The organism is Shewanella decolorationis S12, assembly GCF_000485795.1.
Taxonomy (GTDB): Bacteria; Pseudomonadota; Gammaproteobacteria; order Enterobacterales; family Shewanellaceae; genus Shewanella; species Shewanella decolorationis.
In genome coordinates, this window is the sequence record NZ_AXZL01000036.1 from 1 (window position 1) to 21,148 (window position 21,148).

At 48.4% G+C, this 21,148-nt stretch carries 17 protein-coding genes; 6 read left to right on the forward strand and 11 right to left on the reverse strand.

Translation table 11 applies throughout. The features are described 5' to 3' along the window. Positions 1 to 187: 187 nt before the first annotated feature. The 3 genes from lolE to SHD_RS01440 all read right to left on the reverse strand — a co-directional run bounded on the left by lolE (position 188) and on the right by SHD_RS01440 (position 3,458). Positions 188 to 1,438 carry a lipoprotein-releasing ABC transporter permease subunit LolE gene (gene lolE / locus SHD_RS01430; protein WP_023265513.1) on the reverse strand — a complete coding sequence of 417 codons (1,251 nt, stop codon included), beginning with the start codon at positions 1,436 to 1,438 and terminating at the stop codon, positions 188 to 190. Beyond that, entirely contained in the window at positions 1,435 to 2,130 is a 696-nt protein-coding gene (gene lolD / locus SHD_RS01435) for a lipoprotein-releasing ABC transporter ATP-binding protein LolD (protein WP_023265514.1), read from the reverse strand. Before lolD ends, lolE begins: the two co-directional genes overlap by 4 nt. Positions 2,131 to 2,225: 95 nt before the next feature. Beyond that, entirely contained in the window at positions 2,226 to 3,458 is a 1,233-nt protein-coding gene (locus SHD_RS01440) for a lipoprotein-releasing ABC transporter permease subunit (protein WP_023265515.1), read from the reverse strand. 94 nt (positions 3,459 to 3,552) lie between these two features. Here SHD_RS01440 and SHD_RS01445 point away from each other — a divergent pair, with 94 nt between their 5' ends. From SHD_RS01445 to SHD_RS01455, 3 genes are all read left to right on the forward strand, one after another. Continuing rightward, complete coding sequence (locus SHD_RS01445) at positions 3,553 to 4,173, forward strand: hypothetical protein (RefSeq protein ID WP_023265516.1); 621 nt, start codon at positions 3,553 to 3,555, stop codon at positions 4,171 to 4,173. An 86-nt stretch (positions 4,174 to 4,259) separates the two neighbouring features. Beyond that, complete coding sequence (gene mfd / locus SHD_RS01450; RefSeq protein WP_023265517.1) at positions 4,260 to 7,742, forward strand: transcription-repair coupling factor; 3,483 nt, start codon at positions 4,260 to 4,262, stop codon at positions 7,740 to 7,742. Next, a complete protein-coding gene (locus tag SHD_RS01455) occupies positions 7,742 to 8,767 on the forward strand; it encodes a peptidoglycan binding protein CsiV (RefSeq protein WP_023265518.1) in 1,026 nt (341 codons plus the stop codon). The genes mfd and SHD_RS01455 overlap by 1 nt, the downstream gene beginning before the upstream one ends. A gap of 106 nt (positions 8,768 to 8,873) precedes the next feature. Here SHD_RS01455 and SHD_RS01460 read toward each other — a convergent pair whose 3' ends face one another. From SHD_RS01460 to nagZ, 3 genes are all read right to left on the reverse strand, one after another. Continuing rightward, complete coding sequence (locus SHD_RS01460; RefSeq protein WP_023265519.1) at positions 8,874 to 9,146, reverse strand: acylphosphatase; 273 nt, start codon at positions 9,144 to 9,146, stop codon at positions 8,874 to 8,876. Between the two features lie 742 nt (positions 9,147 to 9,888). Beyond that, a complete protein-coding gene (gene ycfP, locus SHD_RS01465) occupies positions 9,889 to 10,428 on the reverse strand; it encodes an alpha/beta hydrolase YcfP (protein ID WP_023265520.1) in 540 nt (179 codons plus the stop codon). A gap of 81 nt (positions 10,429 to 10,509) precedes the next feature. Next, positions 10,510 to 11,538: a beta-N-acetylhexosaminidase gene (gene nagZ / locus SHD_RS01470; RefSeq protein ID WP_039977111.1), complete on the reverse strand. Its 1,029-nt coding sequence runs from the start codon at positions 11,536 to 11,538 to the stop codon at positions 10,510 to 10,512. 383 nt (positions 11,539 to 11,921) lie between these two features. On the opposite strand from nagZ, the gene SHD_RS01475 reads away from it, so the two are divergent. Continuing rightward, positions 11,922 to 13,298 carry an L-serine ammonia-lyase gene (locus SHD_RS01475; RefSeq protein ID WP_023265523.1) on the forward strand — a complete coding sequence of 459 codons (1,377 nt, stop codon included), beginning with the start codon at positions 11,922 to 11,924 and terminating at the stop codon, positions 13,296 to 13,298. A 111-nt stretch (positions 13,299 to 13,409) separates the two neighbouring features. Here SHD_RS01475 and SHD_RS01480 read toward each other — a convergent pair whose 3' ends face one another. From SHD_RS01480 to SHD_RS01490, 3 genes are all read right to left on the reverse strand, one after another. Further along, entirely contained in the window at positions 13,410 to 14,195 is a 786-nt protein-coding gene (locus SHD_RS01480; RefSeq protein ID WP_023265524.1) for a S1 family peptidase, read from the reverse strand. 285 nt (positions 14,196 to 14,480) lie between these two features. Beyond that, the gene (fghA, locus tag SHD_RS01485; protein ID WP_023265525.1) at positions 14,481 to 15,320 is read right to left on the reverse strand and encodes an S-formylglutathione hydrolase; all 840 of its coding nucleotides are present in this window, start codon (positions 15,318 to 15,320) and stop codon (positions 14,481 to 14,483) included. 127 nt (positions 15,321 to 15,447) lie between these two features. Then, positions 15,448 to 16,587: an S-(hydroxymethyl)glutathione dehydrogenase/class III alcohol dehydrogenase gene (locus tag SHD_RS01490; protein WP_023265526.1), complete on the reverse strand. Its 1,140-nt coding sequence runs from the start codon at positions 16,585 to 16,587 to the stop codon at positions 15,448 to 15,450. A 195-nt stretch (positions 16,588 to 16,782) separates the two neighbouring features. Between SHD_RS01490 and SHD_RS01495 the strand changes: the two genes are divergently transcribed. Further along, positions 16,783 to 17,658: a LysR substrate-binding domain-containing protein gene (locus SHD_RS01495; RefSeq protein WP_023265527.1), complete on the forward strand. Its 876-nt coding sequence runs from the start codon at positions 16,783 to 16,785 to the stop codon at positions 17,656 to 17,658. A gap of 62 nt (positions 17,659 to 17,720) precedes the next feature. Here SHD_RS01495 and SHD_RS01500 read toward each other — a convergent pair whose 3' ends face one another. Next, positions 17,721 to 19,010, reverse strand: coding sequence for an NAD(P)/FAD-dependent oxidoreductase (locus SHD_RS01500; RefSeq protein ID WP_023265528.1), 1,290 nt, complete (start codon positions 19,008 to 19,010; stop codon positions 17,721 to 17,723). Between the two features lie 269 nt (positions 19,011 to 19,279). Between SHD_RS01500 and SHD_RS01505 the strand changes: the two genes are divergently transcribed. Beyond that, complete coding sequence (locus SHD_RS01505; RefSeq protein ID WP_039977114.1) at positions 19,280 to 19,921, forward strand: DUF938 domain-containing protein; 642 nt, start codon at positions 19,280 to 19,282, stop codon at positions 19,919 to 19,921. Positions 19,922 to 20,036: 115 nt separating this feature from the next. On the opposite strand, the gene SHD_RS01510 is transcribed toward SHD_RS01505, so the two are convergent. After that, the gene (locus tag SHD_RS01510; protein ID WP_023265530.1) at positions 20,037 to 21,065 is read right to left on the reverse strand and encodes a GGDEF domain-containing protein; all 1,029 of its coding nucleotides are present in this window, start codon (positions 21,063 to 21,065) and stop codon (positions 20,037 to 20,039) included. Positions 21,066 to 21,148 lie beyond the last annotated feature (83 nt).

The window sequence follows — 21,148 nt, forward strand, 5'->3', positions numbered from 1 at the left end:
GAATAATCGCGTTGAGTTCGTTTAATTGTTGAAGTCATTACACTCTCCAAAATGAGTTTGAAAAGTGTCAACGCTATTTAGGACTGGTCAAACGCATATTAAAAAGGCCAGTGAATTCACTGGCCTTTTTGTTTTCTGCTTTCGTTTTTCTGCTTTGGATATTCGTACTTGTCGGCTTAAAGATTTTCTATCTACCCGCCAATGCCTGCGCAGGGCCAATCTGGCTCGCCTTCCACGCGGGATACAGGGTTGCGATAAGACTCATCACAAACGCCGTGGCAATCACTAAACCGGCATCAGTCATATGTAGCTCTGATGGCAGAAAATCCACAAAATACACATCGGCCGACAGGAGTTGAATCCCGAGCAACTGCTCAATGCCACGGGCGATAGCACTGAGATTAATCGCTGTCGCAATCCCAATCACACCGCCAAGGGCACAACCCACAAGGCCATTTAACGCGCCTTGCACCATAAAAATCCCCATCACTGATAGGCGGCTTAATCCCATGGTCATCAGAATGGCAATTTCACTGGCTTTATCCCGCACCGCCATGACAAGCGTTGAGACAATATTGAAACAGGCCACGCCAATCACTAGTACCAACACGAGATACATAATAGTACGAACCAATTGAATATCTTGGTATAAATGCCCTTGGGTACGCGTCCAATCACTAATATAAACAGACTGGTTTAAGGCATAACCCAGCTCGCGAATTTTCGCTGGCGCATCAAACACCTGTGCCACACTGATGCGAACACCCGTCACACCTTGATGTAAATTCAGGATATTCGCCGCATAGCGCATCGGAATATACGCCGTGGTTAACTCAAGCTCGCCGCCTAAACGGTACACACCCGACACCACAAAGCGATGGCTCTTGGCTGCCCGTAAACTGCCAGCATGTTCAGGATCAAGATCTTGCACATACAAAGCGAGGGTATCGCCGACCTCAAGGCCTAACTTTTTCAGCAGACTCTCCCCGAGGACGATGTGATTGTCATCCTCGCTCAAGCCTTGCCAAGTCTCTTTCGACATAAATTGCGAGAGGGTCGAGACTTTTGCCTCTTGCTCAGGATCGATTCCCACAACGGCAAGCCCCTGAAAACCACCGGGCTTTTGTACTAATCCTTGCATCCTAATAAAAGGTGCCGCCGCCGTAATGCCTTCAATCTGCATAGCGGTTTGTTCAACCGCTCGCCAATCGGCAATCGGCTCATTCACACCAACCACATCGGCTTGGGAGATAACGCCTAACAAGCGCTGCTCTAACTCGCGCTCGAAACCATTCATGGCGGAAAGCACCACAATCAGCACCGCAACCCCGAGCGCAATGCCCGCAGTCGATGCGAAGGAGATAAAGCTAATAAAACTATTCGATTGGCGCGCACGATAAAAACGCCAACCAATGGAGAGGGCTAATGGTCCTTTCATTGGGCGTGTTCCGCGACAGCTTGCAGATAACCATTCTTCATGGTGAGTTGTCTGTCCATCCGCGCCGCCAATTTGGGATCGTGGGTGACCACCACAAACGCCGTACCAAGTTGATTGGCTAATTCGCGGATCAGCTCATACACCGCCTCGCCACTCTTGGCATCGAGATTTCCCGTCGGTTCATCGGCCAGCACGAGTTTGGGTTTGTTGATCAGCGCCCGGGCAATTGCCACCCGTTGACGCTCGCCGCCCGAAAGCTCGGCGGGAATATGCTGCATTCTGTGCCCAAGGCCGACTCTCTCGAGCAACACTTTGGCATCAGCCTGAGCCTGAGCGCGGTCTCTGCCTTGAATAAACGCTGGCATAGCCACATTTTCCAGTGCACTAAATTCGGGCAAAAGGTGATGGAACTGATAGATAAAACCTAAATCTTGGTTGCGGATCTGCGCCTGACGGGCACTGCTCACCTGATATAAATCCTCACCCGCTAACAAGACTTTGCCAGCAGAAGGTTTATCTAGAGTGCCCATAATATGCAGCAGCGTACTCTTGCCCGAGCCAGAGGTACCGACAATCGCCAGTTGCTCGCCCTTAAATACCTGTAAATCCACCTCAGTCAGCACGTGAGTAGTGACATCGCCATCGTGATAACTCTTACTCACCGCCTGCACTTGCAGTAACACGTCTTGCATTGAGATTCTCGCTATTGATTCTAAATACATGGATAAACCCATGTCCAAACACGTCTCTCATCATGGGAGCGACGCTTTAATTTGTTACATCGCAGCTATTCGTAACGCAGCGCCGTGGCAGGTTGCACCCGCGCCGCTCGCAATGCGGGGTAAAGGGTCGCCACTAAGGTTACAACTAAGGTGCCGACAATAATCATCGACAATTGTCCCAGTTCTAATTTAACCGGCAGCACTTGTCCTGTGCCTAAAATGGAAATCCCCAAGGTCGCCATAATGCCATTTAAATTAAGGGTGAGCAGAATGCCGACCACCAGCCCCAGCACTAAACCTAAGACAGCATTCAATAAACCTTGCACCACAAAAATGCCCATCACCGCCGAGGTACGTAAGCCTTGGGTTTTGAGTACCGCGACGTCGGTGGTTTTATCCACCACCATCATCACCAACGCTGACACTATATTAAACGCCGCCACGGCCACGATCAGGCTCAGCATCAGCGACATCATGTTTTTTTCCATCTTCACGGCACTAAACAGATGACCATAGGTGTCGCGCCAATCACTGGTTGTCGCCTCAATCCCCTGCTGGGTAAGCACCTGCTTTACATCCTTAGCCAGTGCGGGCGCCATAAATGGGTCGCTCAGATACAGCCTTAACTGATTGATTTCATCGCTCGGTTGGCGCATTAAACGCTTGGCATCTTGGTAATGAATGTATGCGACGCCTGCATCCACCTGTGAGCCCATCTCAAACACGGCGGACACTAAAAACTTACGTTGGCTAGGGACTGGACCAAGCGGCGAATACACTACGCCATCGCCACTTAACAGGCGCACGGTATCACCCGGGCTAACCTTTAATTGGCGGGCAAGCTCACTGCCTAATATGACTTTATATTGGCCACTGATTAACTCGTTAAATGCGCCCGAATAGGTATGCTGCGCCACCATAGACAGTTTTTCTGCAAGCTCAGGAAACACCCCAAATACTTGTACGGCGCGGATATTGGCCGCCGATTGCACCATGGCTTGGGTCGACACGCTAGGCGTCACGCCCTGCACGCCCGGTAAGGCTTTGAGTTTGTCCGCAGGTATAGTCCAATCGCTTAAGGGCGTCTCAGTTACCACAGTCAATTGAGGTACGGCACCTAAAATGCGCTGCTTTAATTGCCCTTCGAGGCCATTCATTACCGAGCTGACCACTATCAAGGCCGCCACCCCCAAAAAAATGCCCGAAACGGCAAATAAGGTAATAAAAGAAGCAAAGGCGTTTGCTTTTCTGGCCCGCCAATAACGGTAACCAACGTAGAGAGGAAATCGAAGATCCATTGAAAGAGGGCTGCGTCCTGTGTGCTGAACTTGCTAAATCATAAAGATGGGCACGATAATAGGGGTTTAGGTCCTATAAATAAAGAGGCAAGCCTTGTTCACTGACACCAATCCGTATTTTAGTGTGCCTCATCCCTTCACCGCTTACTTAAGCCTCTGGGACGAAAACCAGCCACTACCCAGTGAAATGGCTTTAAGATCAATGCAATCCTTAGGGATCCAGCTACTGAGCGAAGTCAAAGCACTCGAGGCCAGTTGCCTGCTGCAACTGCGGCATTTAGACAACGAAGCCAAGGTGGTGGTGGACTTTCTCAAGCTCCAATCCCGCAAGGTCGATTTAGTCCTGCAGCATGTGCTCGAAAAAGAAGTGCAAGAGGGCGATAAATTTAGCGGTTGTCAGTTCGGTGGCAGCGGCATTCGCCTAATGAGCAATGAGGCCCTCCCCCTTGGCCGCCAATATAAGGTGACCTTATTTATCCACGAAGAATTGGTCGCCATTTTATGTTTTGCCAAGGTCACAGCCTGCTTAGTTTCGCAGGAAGGCCAATCCGATGGGCAGCAAGTACATAGCCCCAATGCCGCATTGCCCTATCTCGTTGACCTCGAGTTTAGTCAAATACTGGATGCAGATGTGGAGCAACTGGTTAAAGCCAGCCTCAATGTGCAACAAAAACAACTTAAACTGCGTAAACAGGCCCGTGACGAGCGTCAATAAAGGCTAGCGTTTTTGCTGGCACCCTAGCGCCCAAGTCACTACAATGAACGCAACTTATTGTGAATGAATCAGTTTATCCCACGCCAATGACACAAATTTCAGCCCTAACACCGCCCGTTGTCAAAAATGGAACTCAAATGCAAACCCTGTCGTGTCTCGCAGGGGTTGGTCAAGCCGTTACCCTCGCCAGCCTAGTTCGCCAACACAAGGGCACGACACTGATTGTAACCAGTGATACGCCGACGGCATTGAGTATCGAGTTAGAGCTCAACTACTTGTTAGCTAAAAGCGCTATTAAGGTGCGACTGTTCCCTGACCGTGAAACCCTGCCCTACGACAGTTTTTCGCCCCATCAGGATTTGATTTCCCAGCGTTTAGAAACCCTGTCGCAAATCACCCAAGCCGAACACAGCGTAGTGATAGTGCCGGTGACAACGCTGATGATGCGCTTGCCACCAAAATCCTATTTAAGCTCCAATGTGTTTGTGCTGAAAAAGGGCGATAAATATCAGCTCCATGATGTGCGCCAGCAGTTAACCGACACGGGTTATCACTTGGTTGAACAGGTGTACGAACATGGCGAGTTTGCCATTCGTGGCTCGATTCTCGATATCTTCCCCACCGGCGTGAATATGCCGCTGCGTATCGAACTGTTCGATGATGAAGTCGAGACCATTCGCCATTTCGATCCTGAAACCCAGCGCTCATCCACTCCAGTCGATGCGGTGCGCCTATTACCTGCTAAGGAATTCCCTACCGACAGCGGCGCCATTGAAGGTTTTAGGCAACGTTATCGCCGCCGCTTTGAGGTGATCGTTAAAGAACCAGAATCGGTTTATCAATTGGTGAGCCGCAATTTGATGCCCGCCGGCATTGAGAACTATTTGCCTCTGTTTTTCGATGAGATCGCGACACTGTTCGATTACCTGCCGAAGGACACTCAGTTAGTCACCTTAGGCGATATCGAAAAGTCCGCCCGTGCACATTTGCAAGAGGTGGAAACCCGCTATGAAGACAGACGGGTCGACCCATTGCGGCCGCTGTTGGCACCTAAAGAGCTGTATTTACTGATTGAAGAATTATTTGCCGCCTTTAAGCCGCTGCCTCGCTATCAGTTTACTGCGCCGCAACCCGATGCCGTCGCAGGCGCAGTGCAGATTGATGCCTGTGTGTTGCCCGAGGTGAGCGCTAATCACAAGTTAAAGCAACCGCTGATTGCGCTGCAAGAGTACGCCGAGCATGCGCCGCGGATGTTATTTAGTGCCGAATCGGAAGGTCGCCGCGAAGCCTTGCTCGAGCTCTTAGCTAAAATCCAGTTAAAACCAGCGTTATTCGGCCATTTTGATGAGTTTATTCAAAGCGATGCCAAACTTGGCTTAATCGTATCTCCCCTCTCCCGTGGTTGTTTACTCGGGCTAGGAAAGCAAACCGCCGTCAGCATCATCTGCGAAACCGAACTCTTTGGTCATCGCATCTCCCAGCAGCGCCGCCGCGAAAAACAACGCCAGATCAGTAACGATACCCTGATCAAAAACTTAGCCGAGCTTAAAGTCGGCCAGCCAATTGTGCACTTAGAGCACGGCGTGGCGCTGTATCAAGGCTTAGTCACCTTAGATACCGGCGGATTAGTGGCCGAATACCTACAGCTGGAATACTCGGGCGGCGATAAACTCTATGTGCCAGTGTCTAACCTGCATTTGATCAGCCGCTATAGTGTCGGCGCCGATGGCGAGGCTCACCTTAATAAACTCGGTAACGACACTTGGGCCAAAGCAAAAAACAAAGCGATCGAGAAAATCCGCGATGTGGCCGCCGAGCTGCTTGATGTCTACGCCCGTCGCCAAGCACGTCCCGGTGAAAGCTGCGACATTAACGACGAGGAGTATGCGCAATTCGCCCAGGGTTTCCCCTTCGAAGAAACCGTCGACCAAGAAAGCGCGATTCATGCCGTGCTCGCCGATATGCAATCCCCCGTCGCGATGGACCGCCTCGTCTGCGGTGATGTGGGCTTTGGTAAGACCGAAGTCGCGATGCGCGCCGCCTTTGTGGCGGTCAATGCGGGTAAACAAGTGGTTGTGCTGGTGCCTACCACACTACTCGCCCAGCAGCACTACGAAAACTTTAAGGACAGATTTGCCGACTGGCCCGTGGTGATTGAGGTGATGTCACGCTTTAGAACCGCCAAAGAGCAGACCCAAGTGCTGAAACTGCTCGAAGAAGGCAAAGTCGATATTGTGATTGGCACCCATAAACTGCTGCAATCCGAGGCAAAATTTGAAAACTTAGGCCTGCTAATCATCGATGAAGAACACAGATTCGGCGTTCGTCAGAAGGAAAAAATAAAAGCGCTACGTGCCAACGTGGATATTCTGACCCTCACCGCCACACCTATTCCCCGTACCTTAAACATGGCGATGTCGGGGATGCGCGACTTATCGATTATTGCCACGCCTCCCGCTAAGCGTTTGGCGGTGAAGACCTTTGTGCGCGAATCCGATCCCGCCACCGTGCGAGAGGCCATACTGCGTGAAATCCTTCGTGGTGGCCAAGTATATTATTTGCACAACAATGTCGAAACCATAGAGAAATGCGCCCAAGATATCAGCACACTGCTACCTGAAGCGCGGGTCGTGGTGGCCCATGGCCAGATGCGTGAGCGGGATCTTGAACGGGTGATGTCGGACTTTTATCATCAAAGATTCAACGTGTTAGTCTGTACCACTATTATCGAAACCGGTATCGACGTCCCGAGTGCCAATACGATTATTATCGAACGTGCCGACACCTTCGGCTTAGCTCAGTTGCATCAGCTGCGTGGCCGCGTCGGTCGCTCACACCATCAAGCCTATGCGTATTTGATGACACCGCATCCTAAACGCATGACCAGCGATGCTCGCAAACGTCTCGAAGCCATCGATGCCCTCGAAGATTTAGGCGCTGGCTTTATGCTCGCTACCCAAGACTTAGAAATCCGCGGCGCGGGTGAACTCTTAGGCGATGAACAGAGCGGGCATATTTCTAAAATCGGCTTTAGCCTCTACATGGAAATGCTAGAGGCGGCGGTCAAGGCCCTCAAACAGGGTAAAGAGCCATCGCTGGCACAAATGCTCAATCAGCAATGTGAAATGGAGCTAAGGATCCCAGCGCTGTTGCCGGAAGACTATGTCGGTGATGTGAATATTCGCCTGTCACTCTATAAGCGCATCGCCAGTTGTGACAGTGAAGAAGCCTTAGATGAACTCAAAGTTGAGCTTATCGACCGCTTCGGTCTGCTGCCCGATGCCACCAAAAACCTGATGGAAATGACTTTATATAAACATCAGGCAACTCGGCTGGGGGCGACTAAAATTGAGGTACATGCCAAGGGCGGCAGCATCGAATTTAGCGATGATCATGTGATTGATCCCGGCTTTATCATCGGATTACTGCAAAGTCAGCCACAAATCTATCGAATGGATGGGCCGAATAAGTTAAAGTTCATCCTCAATGCCGAAACGGCAAAAGATAGGCTCGCTTTGGTCAAACTCTTGCTCGAACAACTATCGCAACATCGTCTTGGAGATAAATAGTGTTACGTCAACTCGCGGTATCTATCGCTACACTTATTGCACTTTCACACAGTTCACTTGCCCGTGCTGAAGCTTGGTTCGAGGTTGAAGTCTATATTTTTGAACGCCAAAGCCAATCGACCGAGCAATGGCCGATGGCGCCAATTGAGACCAAAACCAACCGCGCAATCGATCTCATTTCACCGGTTGTGGGTCAGGCTGTGATCTCCATGGGCAATGAATCGGCCCCCTGCACCTTAGTATATGACGCCGATGCCAATAGCCATTGCGCTGAAAGCACGACCACAGGTACGAATGCGGACGCTACAACCGAGTTGACTAACGGCAGCGCCTTGGCCATTTCTGGCCCAAGCACTGCAAACTCAAATGCGGTGACCAGTTATCGCTATCCAACTGTGATCCCATCGGAAATCGGCAGCGCGAGTCAGGCCTATGCAACGCTCGGCGCAGGCCCAGTGTTACTCGCCAGCAGCCAAGGCCAATTTGCAAGTATTATCAACAGCCTATCGAGAGAGCGTGGTAACCGCAGCTTACTGCATATGACATGGCAACAACCTATGATGGGCAAGAGTGGCTCAGTGCCCATTCGCCTGTTTGCGGGTAAGGATTATTCCGCCAGTTATCACTTCGATGGTCGTCAAATTGTGCAGCAAGCCATGGCAAGCGCTATGCAAGGCACTAACGGCACGACAGGCATGATGACAGAAACATCAGCGCCATTATCGCCCTCTCCCGTATGGCAACTCGATGGCACACTCAATATTTATCTTAGCCATTATCTGTACATCGAAACCGCGCTTAATTTGCGTAAAGAAGGCCACAAATTAATGCCTGTGGCAGCCGATGAGGCGAGCATGAACGCAACAAATACTGCTGCGGCCCCAGCAAAAGTGATGACGCCTTATTTAATGTCTATTCCGTTGGAGCAAAATCGCCGAGTGAAAAGTGATGAGATCCATTATCTCGATCATCCCGAAATGGGCATGGTGATCCAAATCCGTAAGATGGCGCAACCTAACGCCTAAAACCAATGGGCTTAGAGCAAGTAAAAAAGCGGTTATGCCATGCATACCGCTTTTTTATTGTCTCAATGGAGTAAATAAGTACTCATGCTCACCAAAGCAAAGAGCATCAGCGCACTATCGAAAAATCCAAGTAAATATCATCACCTTGGTCTTCTTCCACTGTTACCGTCAACCCGTCGGTACAAGGCACGCCCACCTCGCACCAAGCGATAAGACTATCCACCGCCGGATTACTACCTTGGGCAAGAACTTCAACACTGCCATCGGCGCAATTGGTTACATAACCCGTCACGCCCAAAGCTCGAGCCTTAGTCAAAGTCGCATGTCTACAACCTACGCCCTGCACTTTTCCCATCAATCGGATCAGCACCCGTTTCATTTTCGTCTCCTGAACAAGGTGAGTTTGTTATTGTTATGCGAGATTAAGCATAGCCGAGTTTTCAACTTGGTTGGGCTTAAGCATGAGTAAATGATGGATTTTTAAGTGAAACACAACAAAGTAGGCATAAAAAAACAGCTAACGAGACCGCTGTTAGCTGTGTCGGGCGACATACGCAAAAGGTTGTCCATAAATGGACTAATTGGCATAAAAGTTTGTAGCATTTTGTAACAAACTATTAAGAGCGGCTACTTTACACAATTCATTATTAATTTCAACAAAATGATAGATACCGCCATAAAAATAGGGGGAATTTAATGCTTTTTGCTGAAATAATCAGCCAAACTAACAATATATACCGTCAACCATTCCAAATATTGGCATAAATTGTTGGCTGAATTTATCCGTTGGAGGCAACAATTTGCAAATCTAGTAGACAGATAAATGTGATGGTTAGGACGTGTTGACGTTTCAGGGTTATTTTTGACGGATTCGTCTGGCAAGCCCTTGCTCTTACTTTCTGTTATAAGAGGCGCTCGTCATTTGAGTAGAATAACGACACATCATTCCTCGTTGCGCGAGCACATGCATGCCAGAACGAACATAATCTAATCTCAAAACCTCAACACGCCCTAAAACGCGGGATAGAAAAAGCGCGAATATTAAAGCCCTTACCACCAAGATGAGCGGCGATAAGCACTTTTATTCACAAGAAATGACCACAGGACAAACAAGTTAAACATTAGCCTAATTTAAAGGCTTTTATCTTAGGAAGATGTGCAGCTAACTGCGGAAATTTATGGGGCTGCGTCTCGTCCCATTCTATGGGGTAATAAGGCTTAAGCGCCGCGGCGCTAGCCTCACTGTCGAGCACTTCATCCATGCGAGACAAAATACACATGGCTTTATGGGTATTCTTCAACCTGAACTCAGAGACACACTTATTGGCAATATCAGCATACTCTTCGGGGCGGTCAATTTTCCCTTGCATCGTCTCTTCAGGATGAAGATTGGGATTGATTAACACCGACTTTAACCCGTTTAAAAAGCCAATTCGCTCTGCCCAATACGCCCCTAAGCCAACTCCAACCATTAATGGTGCAGAATCGTCGCTATACTGCATTTGCTTGGCGACCTCTTTCAATAAATGCTGCATATCATGCTTGGGATGCAAAGTGCTGTAGCTGATAAGCCGTACATCAGGGTCAATAAACTGCAACTGACGCATTTTTTCGTGATTACCAGGGCTAGTTGCATCGAATCCATGAAGATAAAAAATCATATTGAGACCTTTTAACAATCTGCCAAACACGGCGCATGTCACTAACCCTAGCAAATATTCATTGCAGAACCTTGCGCTACATCAAACTTTTGCCTGTTGTGCGAGCAGGATTTGCTCAGCCAGCTGCTTGGCATTTTCCCAACGGCTAGCGTTTTCTAATGCGATAGCAGTTTGCGCCGCATTGGGTTTAAGTAAACTCGCTGGATGTTGTGGCGCCGCGGCGGGCCACACAAAGCCATTTAACAGTGACATGACGCCCGGATTATCGTTACAGACCAAAATCATATCGCAGCCCGCATCCAACGCAGCTTGGGCGCGGCCTAAATAATCCCCCGCAAAGGAAGCGCCCTTCATGCCTAGATCGTCGGAGAAAATCACCCCGTTAAAGCCTAACTCTTGGCGCAAAATCTGCTTTAACCAGTAGCTTGAAAAGCCCGCAGGATTAGGGTCAACTTTAGGGTAAATAACATGGGCTGGCATAATGCCCGATAATTTACCTCTAGCAATCAACTCTTTAAACGGCAAAATATCATGATTAAAAATCGCCTCAGCTTCACGTTCATCGATAGGTTGCGCGATATGGGAGTCCGCCGCCACGCTGCCATGACCGGGGAAATGTTTACCCACAGCGCCCATGCCCGCCTCGGCCATACCCTCTATAAAACTCTGCGCTAACGCAATCACTTCATCGGGCTTTGCACTAAAACTACGTTTGCCGATCACTTGGCTAATGCCGTTAAGATCGAGCACGGGCGCAAAACTTAAGTCGATGTCACAGGCAAGTAATTCGATGGCCATTAAAAAGCCTAATTCACAGGCCCAACGTTTAGCGAGAACCATATCGCCCTTGGCCGCCGGCAAAATATCCCCCATGGCCGGAATAAGCGTAAAACCTTCGCGAAAACGCTGTACTCGTCCGCCCTCATGGTCAACGGCAATCAAAATCTCAGGACGAATTTGGCGGATCTGTTGCACTAAGGTGATTAATTGCTCACGGCTGGCAAAATTGCGAGAAAATAGGATCAAACCGCCCACTTGCGGATGGCGCAGCATCTCAGCTTCAGCCTCACTGACCTCTAAAGACAGCAGATCCAGCATTAGATAACTCATATTTCTCCCTAAAAATTCTTATTCATACTCAAAAAATAACCATAGCGATACTGGCCACTGGGTTCACAAAAATTCCCGAAAAGCGAGCCATTCGCCATCATACTTTGCTCAAAATCGATTATTTTGCCGATAAAATCGACATTCACTCGCCACTCATTAAGCTCAGCTTATCCGAAGTCTTTCTAATCAAAAAAACTAATGTGAATCTTAATACTAATCTGTGGGATACTGGGCCATAAGCGTATCACACAAGCACACTTAGTGCGGTTGATGTCTGCAGTTTGCCAGAGTTTATGGCATAAAAACCAGCGAATTGGCGTTATGACGGCAAAGATCATCCGCACACACTAAAATAAAAATCGAGACACAACAGGACTTCAATCATGATTAGCGTATTCGATATGTTCAAGATCGGCATTGGCCCTTCGAGTTCACACACTGTTGGCCCCATGAAAGCGGGCAAAATTTTTATGCAGCACCTTGCTGATTCGGGCCAGATTGCTCAAGTGGATGAATTAAGAGCCGAACTCTTTGGTTCCCTCGGCCAAACAGGCAAAGGCCACGGCACGGGTAAAGCCGTTATTTTAGGCTTAATGGGCGAAGATCCTGAAACTGTCGATACCGACAGCATTGATGGCATTCTTGAGCAAGTGTCTAAAAATGAGACCCTCACCCTCAGCTGTGGCAAAGTAGTCAAATTTACCCGTGAGGATGGCATTACCTACCACAGACGTAAAACCCTTCCCGCCCATGCGAACGCCATGACGTTATACGCCTATAGCAAAGGCGAATGTATTTTTGAGCGTACTTATTACTCTGTCGGCGGCGGATTTATCTTAGATGAAGATGAAATCAACCAACGTAATGCCTCACCAGCATCGCAAATTGAATCAGCACCTTATGATTTTAACAGCAGCGCCCAATTACTGGATTTATGTACTGAGCATGGCTTAAGCATTTCTTCCCTGATGATGGCCAACGAGCTTAGCCTTGCCAGTGAAGAAGAAGTCAAAGCCAAGCTGTGGAATATCTGGCAAACCATGAAAACCTGTATTGAACGTGGTTACCAAAAAGAAGGCATTTTGCCAGGCGGTTTAAAACTTCGTCGCCGCGCACCAGCACTCTATCGTCGCCTCAAAGCCGAAGGCCGTAACAACGTCGATCCATTAACCGCAATGGATTGGGTCGATTTATTCGCCCTCTCGGTCAACGAGCAAAACGCTGCTGGCGATCGCGTTGTGACTGCGCCAACAAACGGCGCCGCAGGCATTATCCCTGCCGTGCTGTGTTACTACGATACCTTCGTGCAAGAAGTCGATATCGATGTTTGCGCCCGTTACCTGTTAACCGCCGCTGCGATTGGTATTCTTTACAAGAAAAATGCCTCGATTTCAGGCGCTGAAGTTGGCTGTCAAGGTGAAGTCGGTGTAGCCTGCTCAATGGCAGCAGGCGCATTAACCGAGATCATGGGCGGCACAGTCGAACATGTTGAAAACGCAGCCGAAATCGGTATGGAACATAACCTAGGCTTGACCTGCGATCCCGTAGGCGGCCTAGTACAAGTGCCCTGTATTGAACGTAATGCAATGGGTGCTATCAAGGCGATTAACGCCTCACGTATGGCGCTACGCGGCGACGGTAACCACAAGGTGTCACTGGATAAAGTGATCAAAACCATGATGGACACCGGTAAAGATATGCGCAGCAAATACAAAGAAACCGCCAAAGGCGGCCTTGCGGTTAACATTGTCGAGTGTTAATCCACTCAAGCTGTTAATTAACTTAAGTCTTTAATACTGTCATGCCGCGCTTAACCGTCCAAACCTAAACGATTAAGCGCGGCATTTGTTTATCCCGTACAATCTAATACCTTAACTATCGGGACATATTTCTGGCGATATTCCGGATGTCTGCAAAAGCGTTTTCTCGATCCAATCCCTGAAATAGGCAATGCGTGAGTAATGCTCAATCACACCGTACTTACCCTCTTCCCAATTGGTTGACTCGGCATTTTGCCATGAGCTGACACCGATAAGGCAGACTAAATTTGTCGAGACGAGATATGCGGGGCCACCCGAATCTCCAGGGCCACTGATCCCCTCTAGTGGTAAGGCGTTCGCGTCGCGGTCAAAGATAAATTGCAGCCATTGCTCCTGCACCCCAACCACGGCATTGTGTGCCGCGCGTAATTGTTTATCGGCCCCCGCAACGCCCATCAGCCCATTACCATAGTCGCCACGCCCGACAAAGGTGGCGATTTTGCCCTTTTCGGTTGAGGCATGATTCAATTTAGCGATTGTGGCGTCTTCAATTGGAGATGCCAATTGGACCAATGCAATGTCATTGGGAAAGTGCCTTTCTTTCCAAAGTGGATGTTTTATTACGTCTTTAATCGAGTAAAAATCCGTTTTAAATTGCACTTTATTGCCAGTCGTTAGCTCATTAGCCACATGCGCAGCCGTCACAATCCATTGCTTATCGATAAGGCTGCCAGTGCCAAGCACGATTTCATCACCTTTATAAAGCCCTAAAAAGGTGACCGTCGAATTATCGCGTTGCGCCGCCGCTTGATATTTCGCGTCTTCCACATCATGCCTGATAATCATGGCATTGGCGGTACTCGTTATCGCCAGTAACAGCACGAACATCCATTTCATATTGAACTCCTATCCTTATATATTTATTCGTCAATATTGTATTGAGAATATAGAGAATAAATCATCTTTAATTTCGAGAACTTAACAACTTTTTCTCATTTGAGATATAGCTGCGGCGTTCAAATCATTCAGCCGCGATGGGTCAACAAGACATGCTGAATGACATCGCGATTTATCTATAGAAAATAAAATCGCGGTAAACTTGAGTTCACCGCGATTTTTAATATTTAACCCTAGGCTTTAACTCTGAGGTTTAATCCTGAAAGGGGTTAACGATTGGCAACCTTATTTAAAATACAAGCTATGGAATTTAAGGTGCTCTTCAATAAAGCTCGCAATAAAATAATAGCTATGGTCATAGCCCGCCTGCATACGCAAATCTAAGGGGTAACCTTTTGCTTTGGCAATATCACTGAGCGTTTGCGGCATCAGTTGCGCTTCTAAAAAGCTGTCGGCGTCACCTTGGTCGACTAACACAGGCACTTCATTAATAGCCAGTTTTAGCAACTCACAGGCATCGTATTGGCGCCAGTGCTCGCGATTTTCCCCTAAATACTCGGTAAAAGCTTTAATCCCCCAAGGCGCATTGCTTGGATTACTGATAGGACTAAAAGCCGAGATTGAGCTGTATCTGTGGGGATGGGTTAACCCTATCACTAACGCGCCGTGCCCACCCATGGAGTGGCCAGAGATAGCGCGCTGCTCCGTCACGGGGAAATTCGCTTCAATCAGCGCTGGCAGTTCATGCACAATATAGTCGTACATTTTATAGTGACGATTCCAAGGCGCTCTGGTCGCGTTTAAATAAAACCCCGCGCCTAAGCCTAAGTCATAGGCTTTATCCGGAGCATCGGCAACATCATCGCCACGTGGGCTGGTATCCGGGGCGACGATAGCCATTCCCAACTGAGCCGCAATACGCTGCGCGCCCGCCTTCTGCATAAAGTTTTCGTCGGTACAGGTGAGACCCGATAGCCAATACAACACAGGCACAGGTTTGTTGGCCGCCTCGGGTGGCAGGTAAATCGCAAAGCGCATCTCGCAATTCAGCGCCTGAGATTGATGGCGATACTGTTTGTGCCAACCACCAAAACTCTTGTTACAACTGATATTTTCTATGGTCATTTCAATCCCTTTCCTGTTCACTTTCAGCGTTTCACTTGCCGTTCAAGGCCCTATTGCAAGCTTAAAACGCACAAGCAGCAGATAAGCCGTTAGCGGTTATCTGCTGCTGTGATGGCAAACTGAGCGCTTATTTATCGAAATGGATCACGCTGCGAATGCTCTTGCCTTCATGCATCAAGTCGAAGGCTTCGTTGACTTGCTCAAGTCCCATAGTGTGGGTGATAAAGTCATCGAGCTTAAACTCACCCGCTAGGTATTGTTCAACGATTTTAGGTAATTGCGAGCGTCCTTTCACGCCACCGAAGGCAGAACCGCGCCATACGCGGCCCGTCACCAGTTGGAATGGACGGGTAGAAATCTCCTGCCCTGCACCCGCAACACCAATGATCACAGACGCGCCCCAGCCCTTGTGACAACACTCGAGCGCGCTGCGCATCACATTGACATTACCGATACATTCGAAGGAGTAATCCACACCGCCATCGGTCATCTCGACAATCACTTCTTGAATAGGTTTGTCGAAATGTTTCGGATTAATACAATCGGTAGCCCCTAATTTACGGGCAAGTTCGAATTTAGATTCGTTAATATCGATGGCAATGATCCGGCTAGCTTTAGCCATGGTCGCACCAATAATGGCCGAAAGACCGATACCACCAAGGCCAAAAATCGCCACGGTCGCGCCTTCTTCCACCTTAGCAGTGTTCATTACGGCGCCCATACCTGTTGTTACACCACAACCCAGCAAACAGATCTCTTCTAATGGCGCGGTTTTATTGACCTTAGCCAATGAAATCTCAGGTAATACAGTGTATTCAGAGAAAGTAGAACAGCCCATATAATGGAAAATGGGCTGGCCATCTTTATAGAATCGCGTGGTGCCATCTGGCATTAAACCTTTACCTTGGGTCGCACGGATCTTCTGGCACAGGTTTGTTTTACCCGATAAACAGAATTTACATTCGCCGCATTCTGGCGTGTAAAGTGGGATCACATGGTCACCCACCTGCACGCTGGTCACGCCTTCGCCCACTTGCTCAACAATACCACCGCCCTCATGACCGAGGATCGCAGGGAACACGCCTTCCGGGTCATCACCGCTTAAGGTAAACGCATCGGTATGGCACACCCCAGTCGCCACGATGCGAACTAACACTTCGCCGGCTTTGGGTAACATCACATCGACTTCTTCAATCTTGAGCGGCTGTCCCGGCCCCCAGGCCACGGCGGCCTTTGACTTGATAAACTGTGGTTTTTCGTTCGACATGCTTGCCTTTCCTTCTCTTAATCAATGGGCTTATCAATTTATGGCTTATCCTAGCCCGACTCGCTTGTAAGCATAGATTGAGGCGAACGGATCAGCTTAAAAATAGTGTTCGGTAATGCAGTCACTCGATTGTATTTATTTCATGAGGATTGATAATCTAGCATTTTAGTAATTCATTTTTACTAAGGAGTAATAATGTACCTTTGGGATGGCATATCAGAATTTGTGGCAGTGGCCGAAGCCGAGAACTTTACCCTAGCGGCGCAGCGCCTCAATGTGTCCACCGCCCACGTGAGTCGGCAAATCGGCGCGCTGGAAAATCGCCTCGGCACTAAGCTGTTTTACCGTACGACTCGCAAGGTATCGCTCACCGAAGAAGGCACGATTTATTATCGCCATTGCCGCCAATTACAGACAGGACTCGAGGAGGCCGAACGGGCCATTACCGATCTAAAGGGCTCGCCCCAAGGATTGGTGAAACTCACCGCCCCCGTGGCCTACGGCGAAAAATTTATCATGCCATTACTCAATGATTTTATGGTGCAGTATCCCAGTGTGGAATTTAATGTCGACTTGACCAACAGAACCTTAGATTTGATTGAAGGCGGCTATGATTTGGCTATTCGCCTTGGCAAACTCGCCGACTCTAGCCTGATGGCCAAACCTTTGAGTAGCCGCACCCATTATGTGGCCGCCTCACCCAGTTACGTTGAAAAATACGGTGAGCCCCATACGCTTTCGGAGTTAAATCAACATAATTGCCTGATCGGGAATCACAATTACTGGCGCTTTATTGAAAATGGCCGCGAGCGCAATATTAAGGTACGTGGCAACCTTATCTGCAACAGCGGTTACGCCCTGCGTGATGCGGCGCTAAAGGGCATAGGGATAGTGCAACTCCCTGATTATTATATTGAGGAAGATATTCATGCAGGTAAACTCATCTCCTTCCTCGACGCCCACCGCGAAGCTAAAGAAGGCATTTGGGCACTCTACCCCCAGAATCGTCACCTGAGCGCTAAAGTGCGGGTTTTAGTGGATTATTTAGCTGAAAAACTGGCGAGCAGTTAACTCACAACAATAAATCCAATATGAGTGACAATCACCTCGCGCTCGTCAGACGCCCCACCTGTTTAGCGCCAGTTTTCCCTTAGGGTGTAATACAACATCCCTAGCGCAAGGGCCTGATTACCAAACCATTCATTCAGTGGGATCCGGATATGGCGCATCGCGGCGAAGAGATCAAACTCGCGCATTTGACCATCGATCGCCTGCCCCATGATCTCTGCCATAATATGGGAAGTCGCGACGCCATGACCCGAATATCCCTGACAATAGAAGATATTCGGCGCTATCTTGCCCAGCTGGGGAATACGGTTAATCACAATTCCCGCCATGCCAGCCCAAGCAAATTCAATATCGACACCTTTTAACTGGGGGAAAGTGCGTTCAATCGCCGGACGCAGCTCGGCAGCAACGTTTTTAGGATCGCGGCCGCTGTAATTGGTGCCACCGCCAAACATCAAACGGTGATCGGCGGTTAAGCGGTAATAATCCAGCACGAAGCGGCAATCATACACGGCTAAATCCTGCGGATTGAGTTGCTTAGCCAGCTCTGGCGGCAATTGCGCTGTCGCACAATTCCCAAGGGAGGCGGGAAATAACATGCCCCTCAGCTGAGGTCGGCCCAATTTGTGGTAGGCATTGCCCGCGATAAGCACGTTATTTGCCTTAACCGTTCCTTTTGGCGTGACAACAGTTGCCAGCTCTCCTTGCTGAATATCCAGCACCTGCGAGTGTTCAAAAATCTTAGCGCCTAAGGAGGCTGCGGCTCGCGCCTCACCAAGACATAAATTCACCGAATGCAGATGCATATTGCGTCGATTAACTAAACCGCCGTGATACAAGGGCGAAGCTAAATAGGCGGGCATATCCTGTTCTGGCACTAAGGTCATAAACTCACCCATGCCACGGCGATTGGCTTCATCGAACATTTGCTGTAACTCTGCCAGATGTGAGGGGCGATACGCCGTCTGGATATGGCCAAATTTTAAATCACAATCAATGCCATACTTCGCCACTCTGTTTTTGATGATATCGTGCCCACGCCAGCGCAGATTCCACACATAATCTTCGGCCTCCTGACCAAGCTGACGCCGCAATTGCTTGGTCATGGCGGCATCGCCAGATAGGCTTCCGGTCACTTGGCCACCATTGCGGCCTGTCGCGCCCCAGGCAATTTTATTTGCCTCTAACAATGCGACCTTGTAGCCCTTTTCAGACAATTCAACCGCTGTTGCCACACCGGTAAATCCACCGCCGATAATGGCCACATCGACCCGAATATCGCCTTCGAGTTCTGGATAATCAGACTCTTGCTTGATGGTAGCATTGTAATAAGAGGCGCAGCGTTTGGCTGACATAGGCTTTCCTTGGGCAGATTTAGATTTGTATGTTTTATATTTTTTACAATCGTTCAGAATTTTTGAGTATAGCGAAGTCAATAACTTGGTCAACAGAAGAATGAGGCAACTTGATAAGAATAAACGAGTTATTCGGTTCTGAATGGAAGTAGCCGCCATATTCACTTAAGCTAGAGGCCATTAGCATCTCGCAGCATTTTGGGGCACAGTTTCTTTAGATGGAAAAACCGACTTCGTTGCCCTCTGATTGGACAATTTTAGGACAAACCATGTCACAGGATACTTTTATACCGCCTAGCACACTGCCTTTTTCTCAGGCCTGTGAAAATAACAAAGCACCGATCCTCAGCGTGCTGCAAACCGCCTTTGCCAGTGCCAAACAGGTGCTTGAAATTGGTAGCGGCACAGGCCAACACGCGGTCTACTTTGCTGAAAATCTGCCTCAGCTTTTTTGGCAAACCAGCGATCAAGTCGCTTATCTTAAGGGCATCAGCGCAAGATGCCACCAGCAAGGGCATCAAAAAGGTATTCACAATCTAGGCTTACCCTTTGCACTCGATGTCACCCAACCTTGGCCCGTAGATGGTACTGGTATTGACGCCGTTTTCAGCGCCAATACCTTGCATATTATGAGCAAATCCACGGTCGAGATGTTTTTTAATGGCTTAGGTGAATATTTGCCACAACTAAATACCTTATGTATATACGGCCCTTTTAACTACCAAGGTCAGTTTACTAGCGATAGCAATCGACAATTTGATTACTTTTTAAAACAAAGAGATAGTCAGAGTGGTATTAGAGATATTGAATGGATAACTCAACTAGCGCAGGCTCAAAATCTAACCTTGGTTGAAGATATCGCCATGCCCGCTAACAATCGTTTACTGCATTTTAAGCATTTATTGACCTAAAGCGTATTATCCAGACACCAAGATTTCACCTTTAACGTCAGAGTGACAAGATACGACTAAATCTTTAAAACCTTTGTACTTGTCACCCTCAACAACGCTGAGGATCAACATTAATCTAGCCCCGCACGCAATTACGGCCATCGGATTTAGCTTCATACAGGGCTTTATCTGCTCTGCTGAACAGGGTTTCCGCATCATCCCCTTTTTGCAACGAGGCTAAACCGATAGACACTGTAATCGCCCCCAAGGAGAGTTTTTTATCTTTGCCTATGGCTAGGCGCCGCTCAGAAATACGTTCCCTCAAGGTTTCGGCCACTTGCAGCGCATCGTGAAAATGGGTATTTGGCAGTAACACCACAAACTCCTCGCCACCATAACGGGCGACAAAGTCATCGCCACGCACGCATTGTTTGAGGGCAAGCGCGACATATGCCAACACTTTATCGCCAACCTGATGGCCATAGGTGTCGTTGAACAATTTAAATCGGTCAATATCGATCAATAAAAGGCTACAGCGTGTTTGCTGTTCTTCAGCGCGGTGAATATGGTCCTGAATCGCAATTTCGTAGGCGCGGCGGTTGTGCAAAGAAGTTAATTGGTCAGTCATGGCCGCCAGACTCAAATTTTCCATTTCGGTTTTTAAGTTTTGTACCTCTTGCCCCATGGCACTTAGACTCTGCTCCATAGTTTGGTTATTCAGTAATAAATGCTGCATTTCATCAATCACCCCATCCACTAACTGGTTCAATGTACTCACATCGGGTGATGATTGGAGCTGTAATCCGAAATCCGCTAACGTGCTTGAAAATGATTCTGTCCCTTGATTTAACTGGGTAATTTTACTGATCAGTGAATTGATTAATATCTGAGTTTCAATTTGTACGTTTTCGATGACTTCAGGGGATTTCTCTTGAATAAAATTCTTGTACAGACTGGTGTTGACCTCCTTAGTAAACACGACATTGTTTGCAAGAAAGCCATCAATAGCACGATTTAAGTCGAGGTTTGATTGGGCAAAATACTCATACCAAACGGTGTAGTTTTCAGGGGTAACCGGAATATCTAGCGCGGACATTTGTGGTACTGCTAAACGTAAAATTTGTGCCGCACAATCAAGCTCTTTATTTGCTGCAGGGGAGGACATGGATCAAGCACCAAGAGTTGTTATATTTTTGTATAACTTAAGTTAACTCAGTTGCTTCAATTTGGATACTGGGTACAAAAATT